Origin of the sequence: Pseudonocardia sulfidoxydans NBRC 16205 (genome assembly GCF_007989085.1) — a bacterium.
Lineage (GTDB): Bacteria > Actinomycetota > Actinomycetes > Mycobacteriales > Pseudonocardiaceae > Pseudonocardia > Pseudonocardia sulfidoxydans.
The window spans coordinates 12,492-30,472 of sequence record NZ_BJVJ01000025.1 but is presented as its reverse complement, the minus strand read 5'-3'; the positions used below and the strand labels follow the sequence as shown (position 1 = coordinate 30,472).

The 17,981-nt window shown below is 74.2% G+C and carries 18 protein-coding genes; 8 read left to right on the top strand and 10 right to left on the bottom strand.

Annotation, left to right across the window (positions count from 1 at the left end; genetic code table 11):
• Positions 1 to 21: 21 nt before the first annotated feature.
• The 5 genes from PSU4_RS14150 to PSU4_RS14130 are packed head-to-tail and all read left to right on the top strand — an operon-like array spanning position 22 to position 5,173.
• Positions 22 to 882, top strand: a complete 861-nt coding sequence (locus PSU4_RS14150; protein ID WP_222596257.1) for an HpcH/HpaI aldolase/citrate lyase family protein — start codon at positions 22 to 24, stop codon at positions 880 to 882.
• Positions 879 to 2,216 (top strand): MmgE/PrpD family protein, encoded by a 1,338-nt coding sequence (locus tag PSU4_RS14145; protein ID WP_147107805.1) that lies wholly within the window; start codon positions 879 to 881, stop codon positions 2,214 to 2,216. Before PSU4_RS14150 ends, PSU4_RS14145 begins: the two co-directional genes overlap by 4 nt.
• On the top strand, positions 2,213 to 3,403 hold the full coding sequence (locus PSU4_RS14140; protein ID WP_147107802.1) for a CaiB/BaiF CoA transferase family protein: 1,191 nt from the start codon (positions 2,213 to 2,215) through the stop codon (positions 3,401 to 3,403). The genes PSU4_RS14145 and PSU4_RS14140 overlap by 4 nt, the downstream gene beginning before the upstream one ends.
• 29 nt (positions 3,404 to 3,432) lie before the next feature.
• Positions 3,433 to 4,605 (top strand): acyl-CoA dehydrogenase family protein, encoded by a 1,173-nt coding sequence (locus tag PSU4_RS14135; protein ID WP_147107799.1) that lies wholly within the window; start codon positions 3,433 to 3,435, stop codon positions 4,603 to 4,605.
• A 58-nt stretch (positions 4,606 to 4,663) separates the two neighbouring features.
• The gene (locus tag PSU4_RS14130; protein ID WP_147107796.1) at positions 4,664 to 5,173 is read left to right on the top strand and encodes a MaoC family dehydratase; all 510 of its coding nucleotides are present in this window, start codon (positions 4,664 to 4,666) and stop codon (positions 5,171 to 5,173) included.
• Here the strand turns inward: PSU4_RS14130 and PSU4_RS14125 are convergent.
• The 5 genes from PSU4_RS14125 to PSU4_RS14105 all read right to left on the bottom strand — a co-directional run bounded on the left by PSU4_RS14125 (position 5,125) and on the right by PSU4_RS14105 (position 8,815).
• A complete protein-coding gene (locus PSU4_RS14125) occupies positions 5,125 to 5,460 on the bottom strand; it encodes a helix-turn-helix domain-containing protein (protein ID WP_147107793.1) in 336 nt (111 codons plus the stop codon). The two genes, PSU4_RS14130 and PSU4_RS14125, sit on opposite strands and share 49 nt — an antisense overlap.
• A 318-nt stretch (positions 5,461 to 5,778) precedes the next feature.
• Positions 5,779 to 5,997 carry a DUF4287 domain-containing protein gene (locus tag PSU4_RS14120; RefSeq protein WP_246115112.1) on the bottom strand — a complete coding sequence of 73 codons (219 nt, stop codon included), beginning with the start codon at positions 5,995 to 5,997 and terminating at the stop codon, positions 5,779 to 5,781.
• A 151-nt stretch (positions 5,998 to 6,148) separates the two neighbouring features.
• Positions 6,149 to 6,967: an oxygenase MpaB family protein gene (locus PSU4_RS14115; protein WP_246115111.1), complete on the bottom strand. Its 819-nt coding sequence runs from the start codon at positions 6,965 to 6,967 to the stop codon at positions 6,149 to 6,151.
• Between the two features lie 60 nt (positions 6,968 to 7,027).
• Positions 7,028 to 8,470 (bottom strand): substrate-binding protein, encoded by a 1,443-nt coding sequence (locus tag PSU4_RS14110; RefSeq protein ID WP_147107783.1) that lies wholly within the window; start codon positions 8,468 to 8,470, stop codon positions 7,028 to 7,030.
• 6 nt (positions 8,471 to 8,476) lie between these two features.
• Positions 8,477 to 8,815: an ArsR/SmtB family transcription factor gene (locus PSU4_RS14105; RefSeq protein WP_186816936.1), complete on the bottom strand. Its 339-nt coding sequence runs from the start codon at positions 8,813 to 8,815 to the stop codon at positions 8,477 to 8,479.
• Positions 8,816 to 8,905: 90 nt separating this feature from the next.
• Here PSU4_RS14105 and PSU4_RS14100 point away from each other — a divergent pair, with 90 nt between their 5' ends.
• The gene (locus PSU4_RS14100; RefSeq protein WP_147107778.1) at positions 8,906 to 10,996 is read left to right on the top strand and encodes an ATP-dependent Clp protease ATP-binding subunit; all 2,091 of its coding nucleotides are present in this window, start codon (positions 8,906 to 8,908) and stop codon (positions 10,994 to 10,996) included.
• On the opposite strand, the gene PSU4_RS14095 is transcribed toward PSU4_RS14100, so the two are convergent.
• The 5 genes from PSU4_RS14095 to PSU4_RS14075 all read right to left on the bottom strand — a co-directional run bounded on the left by PSU4_RS14095 (position 10,997) and on the right by PSU4_RS14075 (position 15,733).
• A complete protein-coding gene (locus PSU4_RS14095; protein ID WP_373866055.1) occupies positions 10,997 to 11,743 on the bottom strand; it encodes a VIT1/CCC1 transporter family protein in 747 nt (248 codons plus the stop codon).
• Between the two features lie 474 nt (positions 11,744 to 12,217).
• Positions 12,218 to 13,522 (bottom strand): TerD family protein, encoded by a 1,305-nt coding sequence (locus PSU4_RS14090; RefSeq protein ID WP_147107775.1) that lies wholly within the window; start codon positions 13,520 to 13,522, stop codon positions 12,218 to 12,220.
• A 100-nt stretch (positions 13,523 to 13,622) separates the two neighbouring features.
• A complete protein-coding gene (locus PSU4_RS14085) occupies positions 13,623 to 14,291 on the bottom strand; it encodes a nitroreductase family protein (protein WP_147107772.1) in 669 nt (222 codons plus the stop codon).
• A gap of 15 nt (positions 14,292 to 14,306) precedes the next feature.
• Entirely contained in the window at positions 14,307 to 14,945 is a 639-nt protein-coding gene (locus PSU4_RS14080; protein ID WP_147107769.1) for a 3,4-dihydroxy-2-butanone-4-phosphate synthase, read from the bottom strand.
• Positions 14,942 to 15,733, bottom strand: a complete 792-nt coding sequence (locus PSU4_RS14075) for an alpha/beta fold hydrolase (RefSeq protein ID WP_147107766.1) — start codon at positions 15,731 to 15,733, stop codon at positions 14,942 to 14,944. The genes PSU4_RS14080 and PSU4_RS14075 overlap by 4 nt, the downstream gene beginning before the upstream one ends.
• A 191-nt stretch (positions 15,734 to 15,924) precedes the next feature.
• On the opposite strand from PSU4_RS14075, the gene PSU4_RS14070 reads away from it, so the two are divergent.
• Together PSU4_RS14070 and PSU4_RS14065 are read left to right on the top strand one after the other, a co-directional pair.
• Positions 15,925 to 16,974, top strand: a complete 1,050-nt coding sequence (locus PSU4_RS14070) for a zinc-dependent alcohol dehydrogenase (RefSeq protein WP_147107762.1) — start codon at positions 15,925 to 15,927, stop codon at positions 16,972 to 16,974.
• Positions 16,975 to 16,997: 23 nt separating this feature from the next.
• Positions 16,998 to 17,792: an SDR family NAD(P)-dependent oxidoreductase gene (locus tag PSU4_RS14065; RefSeq protein WP_147107759.1), complete on the top strand. Its 795-nt coding sequence runs from the start codon at positions 16,998 to 17,000 to the stop codon at positions 17,790 to 17,792.
• Positions 17,793 to 17,981 lie beyond the last annotated feature (189 nt).

Below are 17,981 nucleotides of genomic sequence, written 5' to 3'. Positions count from 1 at the left end.
GGAACGACAGGAAGGGGCATCGTGGCCCTCCGCCAGAGCTACCGGAGCGTCCTGTTCGTCCCCGCGGACCGCACCGACCGCGTGCTGTCCGCCCCGTCCCGCGGTGCCGACGCGATCGTCGCCGACCTGGAGGACGCCGTCGCCCCCGACTCGAAGGCCGGCGCCCGCACGTCGCTGGCGGAGCTGCTGGTCGCGGGCCGCGTCGACGGCCGGGTCATGGTCCGGGTCAACGCCGCGGGAACCCCGTACATCGCCGACGACGTCGCCGCGCTCGCGCCCGCGTTCGGATCGCTCGACGCGCTGGTCCTGCCCATGTCCTCCCCCGCCGGTGTCGCCGAGCTGCACCGGCTGCTCGCCGAGCACGACGCCCCCGACGACCTGGCGATCGTCGCGATCGCGGAGACCGCCGCGGGCATCCTCGACGCCCGCGGGACCGCCGCCGCCTCGCCGCGGGTGACGCAGATGCTGTTCGGCCCGGCCGACCTGTCCGCGGAGCTCGGCGTCACCGTCACCGCCGAGGGCGCCGAGCTGGCGCACGCCCGCGCGCACCTGGTGCTGGCGTCGGCCGCGGCGGGCCTCCTGGCGCCCATCGACGGCCCGTACCTCAACGTCGACGACGCGGCCGGGCTGGTCCGGTCCGTGCGGGTGGCGCGGACGCTGGGCTTCGGCGGGAAGGCCGCGATCCATCCGGCGCAGCTGGGCGCGGTCCACGCCGAGTTCGCACCCGACGAGGCCACCCTCGACTGGGCACGTGAGGTCGTCGCCGCGGCGGAGGCGGCCGCGGCCACCGGATCGGGTGTCGCGCGGCTGGCCGACGGCACGTTCGTCGACGAGCCGATCACCCGCCGGGCCCGGGCGCTGCTGGCGGGGGCGGGCTCGTGAACGCCCGGCTGACGCCCGCGCTGGCCGAGTTCGTCGCCGACCCCGCGCGGCACGCGACCGACGAGATCGCCGCGCTCACCACGTCGGCGGTGCTGGACACCGTCGGGTGCGCGCTGGCGGCGACGTCGGAACCCGCGGTCACGCGGCTGCACGACGCGCTCGGCCCGCTGCCCGACGGTCCCTGCCGGGTGCTGGGCGCGAAGGACACCCGCACCGACGAGCGCACGGCCGCGCTGGTCAACGGCACCGCCGGGCACGCGCTCGACTTCGACGACGTCGACGACGCGCTCACCGGCCACCCCAGCACGGTGCTGGTCCCGGCGCTGCTGGCGGTCGCGGAGTCGGTGGGCGCGGCGGGCCCGGACGTCGTCGAGGCCTACTGGCGGGGTCTCGTCGTGGAGCGGGCGCTCGCGGCCGGCCTGGGCATCGGTCCGCACTACGCGCGCGGCTGGCACTCGACCGCCACGCTCGGGGTTCCCGGCGCGGCCGCGGTCGCCGCGGTGCTGCTGGGCCTCGACGCGGCCACGACACGGCACGCCCTCGGGATCGCGGCGTCGCGGGCGGCGGGCAGCCGTCGCAACTTCGGGTCGATGACCAAGCCGCTGCACGCCGGCGCCGCCGCGGCCGACGGAGTGTTCGCGGCCCGGCTCGCGGCGGCCGGGTTCACCGCCGACGCCGACCAGCTCGACAGCCAGCTCGGCTACCTCGCCCTGTTCTCCGACGTGACGGACCTCCCTGCCGCCGCAGATCGCGCGCTCGCCGTCGTGGACGATCCGGGCGCCGCCGCCGTCAACGTCAAGCTGCACGCCTGCTGCTACGCCACCCACGCCCCCGCCGACGCCGCGCTCGACCTTGCGGCGCAAGGGATCCGCGCGGACGACGTCGAGTCCGTCGCGGTGCGGGTCCCCCCGGGCGGGCTGCGTCCGCTCATCACGCGGGCGCCGACGACGGAGCTGGAGGGCAAGTTCTCGATGGGCTACGTCGTCGCCGCGTGCCTGTCCGACGGGGAGCTGCGGCTGTCGTCGTTCACCGACGAGGCCGTCACCCGCCCCGCCGTCGCGTCGCTGGCCGCCCGCGTCACCTCGGACGAGTCGTTGCCGCCCAGCGGTTCCGGCGACGGGCTGGAGTTCAGCGCGGAGGTCACCGTCCGTACCCGGGACGGCGCGTCGCACACCGCGCGCTGCCCCGCCCCGCGCGGCCACGCCACCCGACCCGCGGGGACCGACGCGATCCGCGCCAAGTTCGACGACTGCCTCGCCCGCGGCGGGCACGCCGCCGACGCGGACACGGTGTGGGACAACCTGTCCGACCTCGCCCGGACGGGACTGCGATGACGGCCCGCCCGCTCGCCGGGGTCACCGTCGTCACGGTGGAGCAGGCCGTCGCGGCACCGTTCGCGACCCGGCAGCTCGCCGACCTGGGCGCCCGCGTCGTCAAGATCGAGCGGCCTGGCAGCGGCGACTTCGCCCGCGCCTACGACCGCACCGTGGGCGGCACGTCGAGCGTGTTCCTGTGGCTCAACCGGGGCAAGGAGTCGCTGACGCTCGACCTGAAGACGGCCGAGGGCCAGGACATCCTCGAACGGCTGCTCGCCGAGGCCGACGTGTTCGTCCAGAACCTCGCACCCGCTGCAGCGCAACGAGCCGGGCTCGACACCGCCGCCGTGCAGGCGCGGCACCGCGACGTGATCGCCTGCGGGCTCTCCGGCTACGGCACCGGCGGCCCGATGCGCGACGCCAAGGCCTACGACCTGCTCGTCCAGGGCGAGACCGGGATGATCTCGATCAACGGCGCCCCCGACCAGATGGCCAAGGTGGGCATCTCGATCGCCGACATCTCCGCGGGCATGTACGCCTACTCCGGCATCCTCGCCGCGCTCGTGCACCGCGACCGCACCGGCGAGGCGCTGCCCGTCGACGTCGCGCTGTTCGACTCGCTCTCGGAATGGCTCGCCTATCCCCTGTACTACGCGATGTACGGCGGGACGACGCCGCCGCGGATGGGCACCACCCACCCGACGATCGCCCCCTACGGCGCCTTCCCCACCGCCGACGGCACCCCCGTGCTGGTCGCGGTGCAGAACGACCGGGAGTGGCGACGACTGTGCGACATCGTGCTCGGCGACCCCGCCGTCGCCGACGACCCACGCTTCGCCAGCAACCACGACCGCATCGGCAACCGCTCCGAGCTCGACGCCCTCATCGGCGCCCGGTTCGCCGCGCTGCCCACCGCCGACGCCCAGGCGTTGCTCGACAAGGCCGGCATCGCGCAGTCGCGGCTCAACGACCTCGCCGACCTGCCGACCCACCCGCAGCTCGTCGAACGCAACCGCTGGATCGACACCGACACCCCCACCGGGCCGGCCCGCACGCTGTTCCCGCCGGGGCTGCCCGGCCGCACCGACGAGCGCCCCGACCTCGGCACCGTCCCCGCCCTCGGCGAGCACACCGACACCGTGCTCGCCCGCCTGGGCCGCACCCCCGACGAGATCGCGGCCCTGCGCGACCGCGGCATCGTCTGACGATCCCACCGGAAGGGAACCCGACCGCCATGACCTCCACCGACACCCGCTTCACCGAGAGCGAGGTCCGCCGCGACCTGCGCGAGCTCATCGACCGGGTCTGCCGCGACCACCCCGACGCCTACTGGCGCGAACTGGAGGAGACCCACTCCTACCCGGAGGCGTTCGTCGACGCCCTGACCGGCACCGGGGTGCTCGGCGCGCTCATCCCCGAGGAGTACGGCGGCCTCGGGCTCGGCCTGGGCGACGCGACCGTCATCGTCGAACAGATCAACCGCAACGGCGGCAACTCCGCCGCCGTGCACGCCCAGCTCTACACGATGGGCGCCGTCCTGCGGCACGGCAGCCGCGAACAACGCGAGAAGTACCTGCCGGGCATCGCGAACGGCTCCGTCCGGCTGCAGGCCTTCGGTGTCACCGAGCCCGGGGCCGGCACCGACACCACCAAGATCCGGACCTTCGCACGCCGCGACGGCGACTCCTACGTCGTCAACGGGCAGAAGGTGTGGACGTCGCGGGTCCAGCACTCCGACCTGATGCTGCTGCTCGCCCGCACCACCCCCCTCGACCAGGTGGCCAAGAAGTCCGACGGCATGTCGATGTTCCTGATCGACATGCGCGAGGTCGAAGGCATCACCGTCAAGCCCATCCGCGCCATGGTCAACCACGAGACCAACGAGGTGTTCTTCGACGACGCCCGCATCCCGGCGAGCTCGCTCGTCGGCGAGGAGGGCAAGGGCTTCCGCTACATCCTCGACGGCATGAACGCCGAGCGGATCCTGATCGCCGCGGAGTGCATCGGCGACGGCCGCTGGTTCGTCGAACGCGCCTCGACGTACGCCACCGAGCGCGTCGTGTTCGACCGGCCCATCGGGCAGAACCAGGGCATCCAGTTCCCGATCGCCCGCGCCCACGTCCACGTCGAGGCCGCCGACCTGATGCGATGGAAGGCCGCCGACCTGTTCGACGCCGGTCAGCCCTGCGGCGCCGAGGCCAACATGGCGAAACTGCTGGGCGCCGACGCGTCATGGGAGGCCGCCAACGCCGCGCTGCAGACCCACGGCGGGTTCGGCATGGCCACCGAGTACGACATCGAGCGCAAGTTCCGCGAGACCCGGCTGTACCAGATCGCGCCGATCTCGACGAACCTCATCCTCGCCCACGTCGGCCAGCACGTGCTGGGCATGCCGCGCTCGTTCTGACCCGTTCCCGTTCCCCGACCCGTCCCCGTTCCCCGACCCGTCCAGGAGGGCGCTTCCCGTGACCGTGCACCACACCTCGACCGGCCACTTCTTCGAGGACTTCGTGAAGGGCGACGTCTACGAGCACGGCGTCGGCCGCACCATCACGACGACCGACAACATCTGGTTCACCCTGCTCACCCAGAACACCGCCGCCGCGCACCTCGACCACCACTTCGCCGCGCAGACCGAGTTCGGCAAGCCGCTGGTCAACTCGACGCTCACGTTCGCGCTGGTCAACGGCCAGAGCGTCCGCGACATCTCGCACAACGTCATCGCCAACCTCGGCTGGGACGACGTGAAGATCCCCAACCCGGTGTTCGAGGGCGACACCGTCTACTCGCGGACGGAGATCATCGACAAGCGGGAGTCGAAGTCACGGCCGCACGCGGGCCTGCTCACCGTCCGCACCGAGGGGTTCAACCAGGACGGCACGACGATCATGACGTTCCAGCGGACCGTGATGGTCTACAAGAAGGGTCAGCGCCCCAGCACCGCGGGCGACGCCGGGTCGGCCGGGACGACCTGAGCGGCGCGCGCCTCGCGGGGTGTCTCGCCGAACCTGGCCCGGAAGGCGCGGCTGAACGCCGACGGGCTGGCGAACCCGCACCGCTCCCCCACCTCGTGCACGGCCGGCGAGGGGCGGGTCCGCATCAGGTCGCGGGCCCGCTCGAGCCGGCGGCGGCGCAGGTAGCCCGCCGGGGTCTCGCCCGTGTCCGCGAACAGCCGCTCGGGGCGCGGGAACAGCGTGCGCAGCCTGTCGCGCGGCATGAACAGCGTCTGTGTGCCGACGCCCTCCTCAGTGCCACAGCTCATCGGGCACACCCCGCCCCACGGCACGGCCCGCCCGGCCGCACGGCCGACGTCCGGCCGTACTGGTGCAGGCGCTCCGACCCGCCCCGCACCGTCATCAACGCGACCACGTCCCCGCGGTCCGCCCGACCGGCCCGTTGCCCTGATCGCTGTTCGCGGTGGATGAACGACGCACACGACGCTGAAGCACCGCTATCAGCGATCACCCGGGGCGGGCAGCCACAGCGCCGGCGCCCAGCCCGCGCGCTGCTCCCAGGCGCTGTGATCGCCAAACTCGGTGCGTGAGCGCCATACACGTCGCTCAGGCACCACGAGTGATGATCATCGTGGTCGGGGGCTCTCGGCGAGGGTGTGGGCGACGAGGGCGTTGGCGTGGCCGTGGCCCATGTCGTGCTCGTTCTTGAGCCAGTTCACGATCTTCATGTGCCCGGTGACGCCCGAGGCGCGGATCAGGTCCTTCCACTCCGCGATCGGGCGCCCGTACTTCTTCTCGATCGACGGGAAGTAGCTGGCAGGTCCCTTGACCGGCTCCGTCATCATCGTGTCCGTTCTCGTCGGCGCTCCACGGAGGACCATGATCTCCGGACTGCTCAGGGTCGTCCACGTCGAGGCTACGAACCGCGCCACCCCACGACCTCGTGAGTGGCAATAGTCGCGATAGCGACTATTGCCACTCACAGGGGTATGGGGCTCAGCCGTCTGCGGCCGCGACCAGGCGGCGCGCTTCCCGGATCTCCGGCGGCGCCGGGACGTCGGGGAGCAGTCGGGTCGCGGTGCGGACGGTGCGCAGGGTCGCGGCCGTCGCGAGGTCGGTGGTCGGCAGACCCGGCAGGCCGTAGAGCCGCCGGGCCCAGCGGGGCAGGGTGGCGACGGCGAGCGTCGACACCGTCGAGATCGCGGCTTTGGTCCACCGGGGCGCCTCCCCGCGCGGGGCCAGCAGGTTCGCGACACCGCGCGTGGCCTCCTCGGTGAGGCGCAACGTCGGGCGCACGGAGGTGAAGTAGTCGGCGAGCTCGGCGCGTGAGCGCGGTGCGAGAGCCGGGTCGATGCCGATCACCTCGGCGGCGCGGACGCTCTCGGCGACGTAGGTGTCGGCCTCGGCGGCGTCGAGCATCCCGGAGCGGCGGGCGATGTCGACGTAGGAGTCGATCTCGGCGCAGTGCACCCAGAGCAGGCCCGCGGGCGCGTCGACACGGAAGCGGCGGCCGGTGTCGGGGTCGTACCCGGTGAGCGACGAGTGCAGCCTGCGCACCCGGGACGCGGCGGCCTCGACCTCGGCGAGGCTGCCGAAGGTGCGGGTGCCGACGAACTCGACGGTCCGCTGGAACCGCGCGTAGGCCTTCTTGGGGTCGAACAGGGCGGAGTTCTGCCAGGTCGCGCGCATGACGTCGGGTTGGAGCGACTGCAGCAGCAGCGCCCGCATCCCGGCGATCCACATGATCGGCTCGAGGTGCACCCGCCACGTCACCGAGGTGGGCCCGAACAGGCCGTGGTCGGTGGGATGGTCCATGCGATCCAGCATGCCTCCAGGACACCACTGCGCGCCGCGACCGGCGACCCGGGAGCCGGCTCAGCCCGCCTCGTCGACGACGCGCAGGCCCTCGGGTCCGGCCTCGGCGAGGTAGAGGTGGCGCCCGAGCAGGTCGCGTTCCCCGATCGCGGAGCCGGCGCCGGCGGGTCGCAGCAGCGCGCGACCCTGGTGTGCCGCATCGGCGTCGGGGTCGTGGCGGACGGCGCGGGCGTAGCGCAGGACCGCCTCGTAGACGGTCTCCGACAGCGACGAGATCGGCGGCGCCCACGGCCCGAACCGGTCGCGGTAGCGGCGGAGCAGGTCGGCGTTGCCGGCAGCGGGGTCGTCCTGGAAGTAGCCGAGCGCGGTGACGACGCCGTCGGCCGCGGCGGCGCCGACGTGCTCCCACGTCGACTCGTCCATGACCAGCGACAGCGCCTTCGTCGACGCCCGGAGTCCGGCGGCGGCGCACTGGCGTTGGAACGCGACCTCGTCGGCGCCGACGAGCGAGGACATCACGATGTCGGCCCCGGATGCGGCGACGCGGTCGACGACGCCCGCGAAGTCGGTGGTGCCCAGCGGGACGCAGGCCTCACCGACGACGGTGCCGCCGGCTCCGCCGAGGACGCGGCGCGCGGCGTGGTGCGCCCCGAACGACCAGCTGTAGCGCTGCCCGACGAGGAACCACCGGCGGCCGCCGGCGGCCCGCATGAGCGGCCGGGCGAGCGCGGCGACCTGGTCGCCGGGGCGCTCGCCGAACCGGATGACCGACTCCCCGCCGGAGGCGCCGCCCTCGTTGATGACCGAGTGCACGAGCAGGACGTCGTCGTGGCGGACGGCGTAACGCAGCGCGTCGAAACTGCTGGAGGTGGTGCAGGCGAAGATGGCGCGACACCCGGCGCGGACCAGGCGGGCGCCTTCGGCGGCGGCGAGCGCGGGGTCGGTCGCGTCGTCGGCGACGAGCAGCTCCAGGCGCCGGCCGCCGACGCCGCCGAGCGCCTCGACCTCGGCGACGGCCAGCTCGGCGAGGTACTGCGTCGCCGACGCGTACACCGCGCCGGGCCCGGACTTGGTGGTGAGCAGCCCGATGCGCAGGGCACCGGTGGGTGCGGGATCGGGGAGGGCGACGCCGCCGCGGCGGATGAGCCAGTCGATGCCGGACGCGGTGACGTCGGCGCGGACGCGGATGCGGGTGCGGTGAGCGCCGTCGGCGTCGAAGGCGAGCCGGATCCGGCCGCGCCACGGCTGGTCGTGCTCGACGACGATGCGCGAGTTGGCGCGGACCGCGGAGATGCGCCCGAGCAGTTCGACGCCGTGGCGGCCGCAGCGGCGGTCGTCGCCGTCGATCGGGAGCCGCATGCTGACGACGCTGCCCGCCGCGACGCGTTCGCAGCGGGCGTCGAACAGCCACGCTTCGGAACGGCCGCTCCCGAACAGGGCGAAGGTGTCGGCGACCGGGAGGTCGACGACGGACTCGGCGCTCAGCGTGGCGGTCGAGTCCACGGCGGGTCAGCCGGCTTCGCGCCTGGCCGCGTCGGGCCGGTCCTGTTCACGGTCGGCGACCCGGACGCTGCTCTCCAGCAGCGACTGGAGGAAGTTGAAGGCGTCGCGGACCGAGCCCTCGGCGTCGAGCGAGTAGTAGCGCAGCCGGCCGTCGCGGCGTTCGGTGACGATCCCCGAGGTCCGCAGCACCCGCAGGTGGCTGGAGACGGTGGTGCGGCCGACGACGCCGACACGGTCGGCGATCTCGGTGACGGTGAACTCGCCCTCGCCGAGGATCGACAGGATCCGCCGGCGCACCCGGTCGGACAGGGCGTCGAAGGCGAGGTTCTCGTTGGCCGAGGTCACGGGCCCCAGGCTAGCACCCGTCGACATCTGTCGACATGTCACATTCTCCGGTGGCGTGCCGAATCGCCCGGATCGGAGCACTCTGGAGACGTGGCATCCGACCGTCCCGACTTCGGCCCGTTCGACGACATCGTCGAGCGCCTGATCGACAACCTCGGCTCGACGTTGGGCACCGGCTTCGGTGAACCCCGCGACGATGCGCAGGACCGCACGGCCCAGGACCGCCCCGCGCAGCGCCCGTCCGGGACCCGGGCCCAGGCCCGCCCCGGTGCCCGCACCCCGCGGCTCGACCGGTTCGGTCGTGACCTCACCGCCGCAGCCGCCGCGGGCGAGCTCGACCCCGTGATCGGCCGCGACGACGAGATCGCGCAGGTCCTGGAGGTGCTGGCGCGGCGCACCAAGAACAACCCGGTGCTCGTCGGGGACCCGGGCGTCGGCAAGACGGCGGTCGTGGAGGGCATCGCGCAGCGCATCGTCGACGGCGACGTCCCGCCCGCGCTGGCCGGGGTGCGGGTGGTGTCGCTCGACCTGGCGGGCCTGGTCTCGGGCACCCGCTACCGCGGCGACTTCGAGCAGCGGCTCACCCGCGTCATCGACGAGGTCGTCGCGGCGAAGCGCGGGATCGTGCTGTTCGTCGACGAGCTGCACGCCGTCGTCGGCGCCGGGGCCGCCGAGGGCGGCGCGATGGACGCGGCCACGATCATCAAGCCCGCGCTGGCCCGCGGCGAGCTGCAGCTGGTGGGGGCGACGACCGTCGCCGACTACCGCCGCCACATCGAGCGCGACGCCGCGCTGGAACGCCGGCTCGCGCCGGTGCGGGTCGGTGAGCCCACGGTCGCGGAGACGGTCACGATCCTGCGGGGCCTGTGCGCCCGCTACGAGGCCCACCACGAGGTCACGATCGACGACGGCGCGCTCGTCGCGGCCGCCGAGCTGTCCGACCGTCACCTCACCGACCGGTTCCTGCCCGACAAGGCGATCGACCTGGTCGACCGCGCCGGGGCCCGGGCCCGCATCCGTGCATCGCGCCCGTCCGGGACCGACCCCGCGCACGTCGAGGGGCTGCGCCGGGCCCGCGACGTCGCCGTCGACGCCGAGGACTACGAGCGGGCGCTGCTGCTCACCCGAGAGATCGAGGAGGCGACAGGGACAGGGACGGGGACGGGGACGGGGACGGGCGCCGGGCCCGATCCGCTCACCGTGACCGCCGACGACGTTGCCGCGGTGCTCGCCGAGAGCACCGGCATCCCCGTCGCCCGGCTCACCGCCGACGACCGGCGACGCCTGCTCGACCTGGAGGACGTGCTGCACCGGCGGATCGTCGGCCAGGACGAGGCGGTGTCCGCGGTCGCCGATGCGGTCCGGTCGGGCCGGGCGGGGCTCGCGCACCCGGGGCGGCCGGTGGGCTCGTTCCTGTTCCTGGGTCCGACGGGCGTCGGCAAGACCGAGCTGGCCCGCGCGCTCGCCGATGCACTGTTCGGCAGCGAGAACGCGTTGCTGCGCTTCGACATGAGCGAGTACTCCGACCGCGCCGGGGCCTACCGGCTCGTCGGGGCGCCGCCCGGGCACGCCGGTTTCGACGAGCCCGGCCAGCTGACCGAGGCGGTGCGTCGCACCCCGTACGCGGTGGTGCTGTTCGACGAGATCGAGAAGGCGCACGCCGAGGTCGTGGCGACGCTGCTGCAGGTGCTCGACGCCGGCCGGCTCACCGACTCCCACGGCCGCACCGTCGACTTCACGCGTGCCGTCGTCATCATGACCAGCAACCTGGGGGCGCCGATCCTGCCCGGGGTCGGGGACCCGACGCGCGAGACGCTGCTCGCCGCGGCCCGGATGCACTTCCGGCCGGAGTTCCTCAACCGTGTCGACGACGTCGTGCCCTTCCACGCGCTGGGCGAGGCCGAGCTGGCGACCATCACCGGGCTGCTGCTCGCCGAGACGACCACCCGGCTCGCCGCGCAGCACATCACGCTCGACGTGGCCGACGGTGCCCTGGCGTGGCTGGCGCGGCGCGGCCACGAGCCGGGTCTGGGGGCGCGGCCGTTGCGGCGCACCATCGTCCGCGAGCTGGAGCGGCGGCTGGCCCGCATGGTCATCGCGGGCGACGTCGCGCCGGGCGGCCGGGTCCGAGTCGATGCACCCGACCCCGACGCGGCGGCACTCACCTTCGACGCCGGCTGACTATCCGAGGACCGTGCCGAACAGCAGCCCCAGGCCGTAGGTGACGCCCGCGGCGACGGCGCCGATCAGCAGCTGGCGCAGCCCGCGGCGCAGCGGCGGGCCGCCCGAGAGCAGCCCGACCGTCGCGCCCGTCGCCATCAGCGCCAGCCCCACGAGGACCGCGGAGACGACGTAGGCGATCGCCCCCGAGCCCCCGAACACGAACGGCAGGATCGGGATCGCCGCACCGGAGGCGAAGAACGCGAAGCTCGACGACGCCGCGGCCAGCGCGGTCCCGACGGTCTCGTGCGCGTCGTCGGACCCGGCCGCGCCGCCGCGCAGCCCGACCGCCGGGTCGAAGGTCCGCAGCATCTCCCGCGACCGGACGACGGCCTCCTCCTCCGACAGCCCGCGCGCCCGCATCACCAGCGCGAGCTCGTTCTCGTCGATGTCGAGGTGGGGCAGCACCTGCGGCGCGTCGGACAGCTCCGGCGCCGACACCTCCAGCAGCTCCCGCTGCGAGCGCACCGACACGTACTCCCCCGCGCCCATCGACAGCGCGCCCGCCAGCAGCCCGGCGATGCCCGTCAGCAGGACGGTCCGCGCGGTCGCGCCGCCACCGGACACGCCCAGGACGAGCGCGAGGTTGCTGACGAGCCCGTCGTTGGCCCCGAACACCGCGGCGCGGAACGTCCCCGAGACCCGCGCCCGGCCGCGGGCCGCGAGCCCGCGCAGGACCTCCTCGTGGATGCGTTCGTCGGCGGCCATCGTCGCCGTCGCCTCGGGGTCGGTCGCGTACGGCGAGCGGCTCTCCGCGCGCTGGGCCAGTGCCAGCACGAACACCGACCCGAACCGCCGGGCCAGGACGGCGAGGACGCGGCTGCGCAGGCCGGGCCGCGGGATCCGTCCGACGTCCGGGCCGAGCATGCGTTCCCAGTGCGCCGCATGACGTTCCTCGGCCTGGGCCAGGCCCAGGAGGATCTCGCGGTCCTCACCGGTGCGGCGCCTGGCGAGGTCGCGGTAGAGCCGCGACTCCGCCCGCTCGTCGGCCAGCATCCGCCGCCACCGCCGCACCGAGGCCTTCGACGGTGCCCCACCGGGCATCCGATCGACCGTCATCGCGCACCACCTTCCGACGCCCCGCAGCGATGTGGCACGGCGCCGGTGAGCAGGCTGCCACCCCGCGGCCCGCGCCGCGATCGCCGAGCGGTGTGGCGCGAGTGCCCTGCGTGTGCAGGAAGGTCAGCCCGGCTGGCAGGTCCCCGAGTAGCGGGTGAGCCCGATGCCGTTGTTGCGCTGTTTGCTCCGCCCGACCGGCCCGTCCGCGGGCTTGCGCACCCAGTTGCCGGCGGTGTCGAGGCCGGGCATGCGTTCGCTGCCGAAGGCGCTGTAGCGGGTCTCGCCGTCGACGGTGAGGACGCCGCCCTCGACGTCGATGTGGGCGACCGTGGCCCAGTAGGAGTTCTTGCCGTTGCCGACCTCGACGATGATCTCGTCGGCGTCGGGCCCGGGGAGGCCGTCGGCGCCGGCGCGGCCGTAGCGGACGGCGACGCGGGGCCGGCCGAAGGTGTCGATGGCCCCGGCCCCGTTGTCGACGCTCTGGTAGACGTTGACGAGGATGTCGCCGTTCTCGGTGGGGGTCATGCGCACCTGCTCGGTGGCGGGCCGGCCGTTGCCGCCGGGTCCGAGGCTGTCGCCGTCGTGGTGGACGTAGGGCCACACGTCGAGGCTGCCGCGGTGCTGGTGCTCGCCGCTGATCACCACGTACTCGCCGGTGATCTCGTTGCGGCAGAAGAAGTACACGTCGAGGTCGCCGGTGCCGAACTTCTTGACGGTGCCGTCGCGGCCGTACCTGGCGCCGCGCCCGTCCCATTCGAGGCCGACGGTGAGCACCCAGCCGGGGTCGCCGCCGCTCTTGCGCAGGTCGATGCGGGCGGTCTTGTCGGGGGCGTCCTTGGCCAGCGAGACGCGGACCTTCTCGAACGAGATCGGGGAGCCCGCAGGGGCTGCGGGCGGGGCCGCAGAAGCCGGGACGGGCGGCGGCACCGCAGCGGGCGGGTCCTCCGCGACGTCGATCCCCAGCTCCTTCGCCAGCGCGGCGAGGCCCGCGGCGTAGCCCTGGGCGATGGCGTCGAGGCGCCAGCCGGTGCCGCGCCGGTAGAGCGCGACGACCTGCACGACGGTCTCGGTCGTGAGGCCGCCGAGGTCGAGGCGCAGCGCGTCGGCACCGGTGAGGTCGGCGACGGCGCCGGAGGCGTCGCCGAACCGGGCGCCCTGGGCCTCGGTGCTGGCGGTGACGAGGACGCGGTCGACGTCGCCGGGGACGGCGTCCAGGTCGATCGCGACGGTCGTCGTCGAGGTCAGCGTGACGCCCGGGCCGTGCGGGTTGTTGAAGAACACGAAGTCGTCGTCGGTGCGGACGCGGCCGTCGGCGCCGAGGAGCGCGACGGCGACGTCGACGAGATCGGGCCGGTCGGGCACCGTCACCGTCACGTCGTAGCGGCCACCGGTCAGGTCGGTCTTGGAACCCTTGCGAACCTCGAGCACGCGCACTCCCCACACGACGATCACGGTCGACCCGAGTATGCCGTGGTGTCCGGTGGGTCCGGTTGGTGCTGCCGCTCGCCCGTCGCTGCCGGCCCGGGTGTCAGGCGTCGGCGGCGCCCGTGTCGCGGGTGCGGGTGGCGCCCCAGCGGTCCCAGTGCACGACCTCCTCGACGGGCCGGCGCCGCGGCTGGGCCCAGCGGCCGCGGGCGGGCCGTCCGATGGGGATCAGCGCCATGGTGAGCGCGTCGTCGGGGAGGCCGAGGAGCTCGCGCAGCTCGTCCTCGTGGCCGCGGTAGAGGGTGGTGAGCGAGGTGCCGAGGCCGTGGGCGCGGGCGGCGAGGCACAGGTTCTGCACGGCTCCGTAGACGGAGGCGCCGGTCATGGGGTCGGTGGCGGCGGCGGCTCCGCGCAGCACGGGGAAGACCCAGACGGGCGCGTCCTCGAGGTGTTCGGCGAGGTGTTCGGCGCCGAGGAACCCGTTGCGGCTCAGGCCCGGTGCACCCGGCGGCTGGGCGAGGATCTCGTCGCGCCTGCGGCCGTAGGCGCGGTCCCAGTTGTCGCGGTACCAGCCGGCGATGCGTTTCTTGACGTCCGGATCGGTGACGACGACCCAGCCCCAGCCCTGGGAGTTGCCGCCCGACGGGCCGCGGACGGCGGCGTCGAGCAGCTCCCAGAGGATCTCGTCGGGGACGGGGTCGGTGGCGAGGTAGCGCCGCGCCGGTGTGGAGTGCAGCGCTTCGAGGAGGGGCAGGTCGGCAGGGTCGGTCACGAAGGTCTCCGTTGGTCAGCCCGCGTCGGCGAGCGGGTCGGGGAGCGTCAGGGCGGTCGGTGCGACGACGCCGAGGTCGGTGCGGACGAGGTCGGTGACGGTGACGGCGGCGAGCCCGTGCTCGTCGGCGAAGGCGGCGGCGGCCGCGGGACCGGCGACGTCACCGTCGGGCGCGACGAGCGTCGCGAGCACCGCGGCCGGAGCCAGTCCCGCGGCCGTGCAGAGGGCCAGGGCCGCCTCGGCCGGGCGGGCCCGCTCGGCCAGCCCACCGTCGCGGGCCCGGACGGGGAGCACGTGGCCGGGCCGGACGAGGTCGTCGGGATGCAGGTCGGGGTCGGCGAGGGCGCGGACGGTGGCGGCGCGGTCGCGGGCGGAGATGCCCGTCGTGACGCCGCGACGCAGGTCGACGGAGACGGCGAACGCCGGGCCACGCCCGCCCGTCACCTGCGGCGGGAGCCGGAGGGCGTCGAGCCGGTCGCCGGGCAGCGCGACGCCGACGACGCCGCTGCTCGCGCGCACGACGAACGCCATCGCCGCCGGGTCGACGGCCCCGGCGGCTGAGACGAGGACGCCGGTGGCGGGGCCCGGTCCGGCGTCGTCGAGCAGCACGAGGGGCCGGCCGGAGCCCAGACCGTCGAGGGCGGGCGCGTTCACGAGAGGAACGCCGTGATCGCGGCGAGCGTGTCGTCGGGGTACTCGACGAGCATGGCGTGCCCACCGCGCGGCAGGACCTGCAGCCGCGCCGAGGGGACGAGCGCGGCGATCTCGGCGGACTGCGCGACAGGGGTGAGGACGTCCTCGGCACCGACGAGCACGAGCGTCGGGGTCGTGACCGTCGGCAGCTGCGGGCGCGAGTCGTAGCCGCGCAGTCCCGCGGCCTGGGCCTCGAACCCGGCGAGCGACGTCGGGTACGGGTCCTTGCGGGCCAGCTCGGCCAGCGTCATGGCCGCGTCGTGGTCGGCGAGCAGCCGCGGCGTGTAGACCCACGGCATCGAGTCGACCCCGACCGCCACGGCGTCGAGCCCGGCCCGGCGCAGCGTCAGGCCGGCGTCGAGCCACGCGTCCTGCACCCGGGTGTAGGAGGGGAAGGCGCTGAGCAGCACCGCCCGCGACAGCGTCTCGGGGTGCCTGACCAGCAGCGACTGGGTGATCGAGCCGCCCATCGACCAGCCGACGACCGGCACCGGGCCGATGCCCAGGCGGTCGACGAGCGCGGCGACGTCGTCGGCCATCTCGTCGATCGCGTACGGGCCGGGCGGGACGTCGCTGCGTCCGGTCCCCCGGTTGTCGACGGTGGTCACGCTGAACCGCTCGGCCAGCACGGGGACGGCGCCCGCCCAGGCCGCCGAGCTCGACCCGAGGCCCGCGACGAGCAGCAGCGGCGGCCCGGACCCGACGGTCTCGTGGTGCAGCCGCACCCCGTTCACGACTGACTCGGCCATGGGCACCCCTTGCTCGTCGACCGTCGTGCCTGCGCGCTCATCGTCGGTCGGCACCTGATGGGCGGCAACGGATCGCCGACCACTCCGGGCACGGATTTCGTGGAGACCTTCACATCGCGCCGCGGCGAGGCCGGTTCCTAGCATCGGAGCTGTCCGATTCCCACCGACGACGACGTCGAGGAGTGGTGCCGGTGAGATCCACGCGATGGCAGGCGATCGGTTCGGTCGGCCTCGTCGACACCGCAGCGCCGCAGGCGGGGCCCCACGACGTGGTGCTCGACGTCGAGGCGTGCGGCATCTGCGGGTCCGACGTGCACGCGTTCGCCGAGGGCGCCTGGATCTCCGCGGGCGACCCGATGGGACACGAGTTCGCGGGCACCGTGAGCGCAGTCGGCCCGCAGGTGTCGACGTTCGCCGTGGGCGACCGGGTCGCCGTCAACCCGATGGGCCCCTGCGGATCGTGCGGGCAGTGCGCGGGCGGCTCCTCGAACCTGTGTGCGAACCCGGCGCACAGCTCCTTCGGCGGGCTGGGCGACCAGGTGCTGGTGGCGCACGCGGAGTCGGGTGCGCGGCTGTTCCGGCTTCCCGACACGATGTCGTTCGAGGAGGGCGCGTTCCTGGAGCCGTTGTCGGTGGCGGTCCGGGCGGTGCGCTGCGCCGACCCCGATCTCGCCGCGCCGGTCGTCGTGGCCGGGCTGGGGTCGATCGGGCAGTGCGTCGTGCGGGTGCTGCGCGCCTACGGCGCCTCCGACGTCGTCGGCATCGACGTCTCGACGCCGCGGCTGCGGGTCGCCGCCGCGACCGGGGTCGACGTGCTCGACGCCCGCGAGGGCGACGTCGTCGCGGGCCTCCTGGACCGCTGGGGCACCTCGGACTCGCCGTACCAGCCGGGCAGCGGCAACGTCGCCGCGTTCTTCGAGTGCTCCGGCGCCCAGCCGATGATCAACGCCGCGACGGCGGTGACCCGGGCGGGCGGCACCGTCGCGCTGACCGGGCTGTCGGGGCACCGGCCGGGCGTCGACCTCGACACCGTCGTGCAGAAGGAGCTGCGGCTGCGCGGCACGTTCGCCTACACCGGTGACGACGCCACCGAGGCCTTCCGCCTGCTGGAGAGCGGCGCGGTCGACGTCGCACCCCTGGTCACGCACCGGATCCCGCTGTCGCGGGTCGACGAGGCCTTCGCCGCCCAGCACGCCACCGACGGCTCGGTCAAGGTCGTCGTGCTGCCCGACCGTCCCTGAACCCTGCAACGGAAGGAGCCCGCATGGGAGCGCTCGACGGCAAGGTCGCCGTGATCACCGGTGGGGCCAGCGGCATCGGTCGCGCCACCGCCGTCCGGTTCGCGGCCGAGGGTGCCGACGTCGTCATCGGCGACCTCGCGCCCGGCGACGACGCGGTCGCCGAGGTCGAGAAGGCCGGCGGCCGCGCCGCGTACCTGCGCACCGACACCACCCGCGAGGACGACTGCGAGGCGCTCGTCGCGCTGGCCGTCGACCGGTTCGGCCGCGTCGACGTCGGCGTCGCGTCGGCGGGCATCGCAACGGCCGCGGGGCCCAGCAACGTCCAGACCCGCACGGCCGACGTGGAGAACGCCACGCACGTCGTCAACCTGGCGACGGAGACGTTCGAGCGGGTGCTCGACGTCAACGTGATCGGGGTGATGCAGACCGACCGGGCGCTGGCACGGCGGATGGTCGCGCAGGGCAGCGGTTCGATCGTGAACATCGCCTCGAGCGCGGCCCGGATCCCGCTGGCCGGTGCGGCGCCCTACTGCGTCTCCAAGGCGGGCGTCTGGATGCTCACCAAGGTCCTCGGCCTGGAGCTGGCGACGACCGGGGTGCGGGTCAACGCGGTCGGCCCCGGCTACACCGCCACGCCGATGATCGACGGTATCGAGGAGCAGCCGGCGGCGTTCGCGTCGGCGATGAGCATCACCCCGATGAACCGGCTCGGGCGCCCGGAGGAGATCGCCGCGGCGTGCCTGTTCCTGGCGACCGACGAATCGTCGTTCGTGACCGGGCAGATGCTGCACCCGGCGGGTGGCCAGTTCACGGGCTGACCGCGCCCGCGCAATGTGCATCCGACCATCCGGCGCCGAGCCGGCCTGGTCGCCCTTCCGTTGTGACGCGGTGCGAGCGCGGTCACAGTGAACCGGTCAGCACGTCACGAACCCCCACGTCGTGAACCGGGCGCCGCCATCGCGCGCGCCCCTCGGTCCCTCGAGGACGCACCACCCCGGACGACAACC

What these genes read in the sequence shown, in the direction of transcription:
- PSU4_RS14120 (WP_246115112.1), bottom strand. Translation starts at nt 5,997, where the DNA reads ATGATGACGGAGCCGGTCAAGGGACCTGCCAGCTACTTCCCGTCGATC.
- PSU4_RS14115 (WP_246115111.1), bottom strand. Translation starts at nt 6,967, where the DNA reads ATGGACCATCCCACCGACCACGGCCTGTTCGGGCCCACCTCGGTGACG.
- PSU4_RS14075 (WP_147107766.1), bottom strand. Translation starts at nt 15,733, where the DNA reads ATGGCCGAGTCAGTCGTGAACGGGGTGCGGCTGCACCACGAGACCGTC.
- PSU4_RS14125 (WP_147107793.1), bottom strand. Translation starts at nt 5,460, where the DNA reads ATGAGCTGTGGCACTGAGGAGGGCGTCGGCACACAGACGCTGTTCATG.
- PSU4_RS14140 (WP_147107802.1), top strand. Translation starts at nt 2,213, where the DNA reads ATGACGGCCCGCCCGCTCGCCGGGGTCACCGTCGTCACGGTGGAGCAG.
- PSU4_RS14065 (WP_147107759.1), top strand. Translation starts at nt 16,998, where the DNA reads ATGGGAGCGCTCGACGGCAAGGTCGCCGTGATCACCGGTGGGGCCAGC.
- PSU4_RS14135 (WP_147107799.1), top strand. Translation starts at nt 3,433, where the DNA reads ATGACCTCCACCGACACCCGCTTCACCGAGAGCGAGGTCCGCCGCGAC.
- PSU4_RS14095 (WP_373866055.1), bottom strand. Translation starts at nt 11,743, where the DNA reads ATGGCCGCCGACGAACGCATCCACGAGGAGGTCCTGCGCGGGCTCGCG.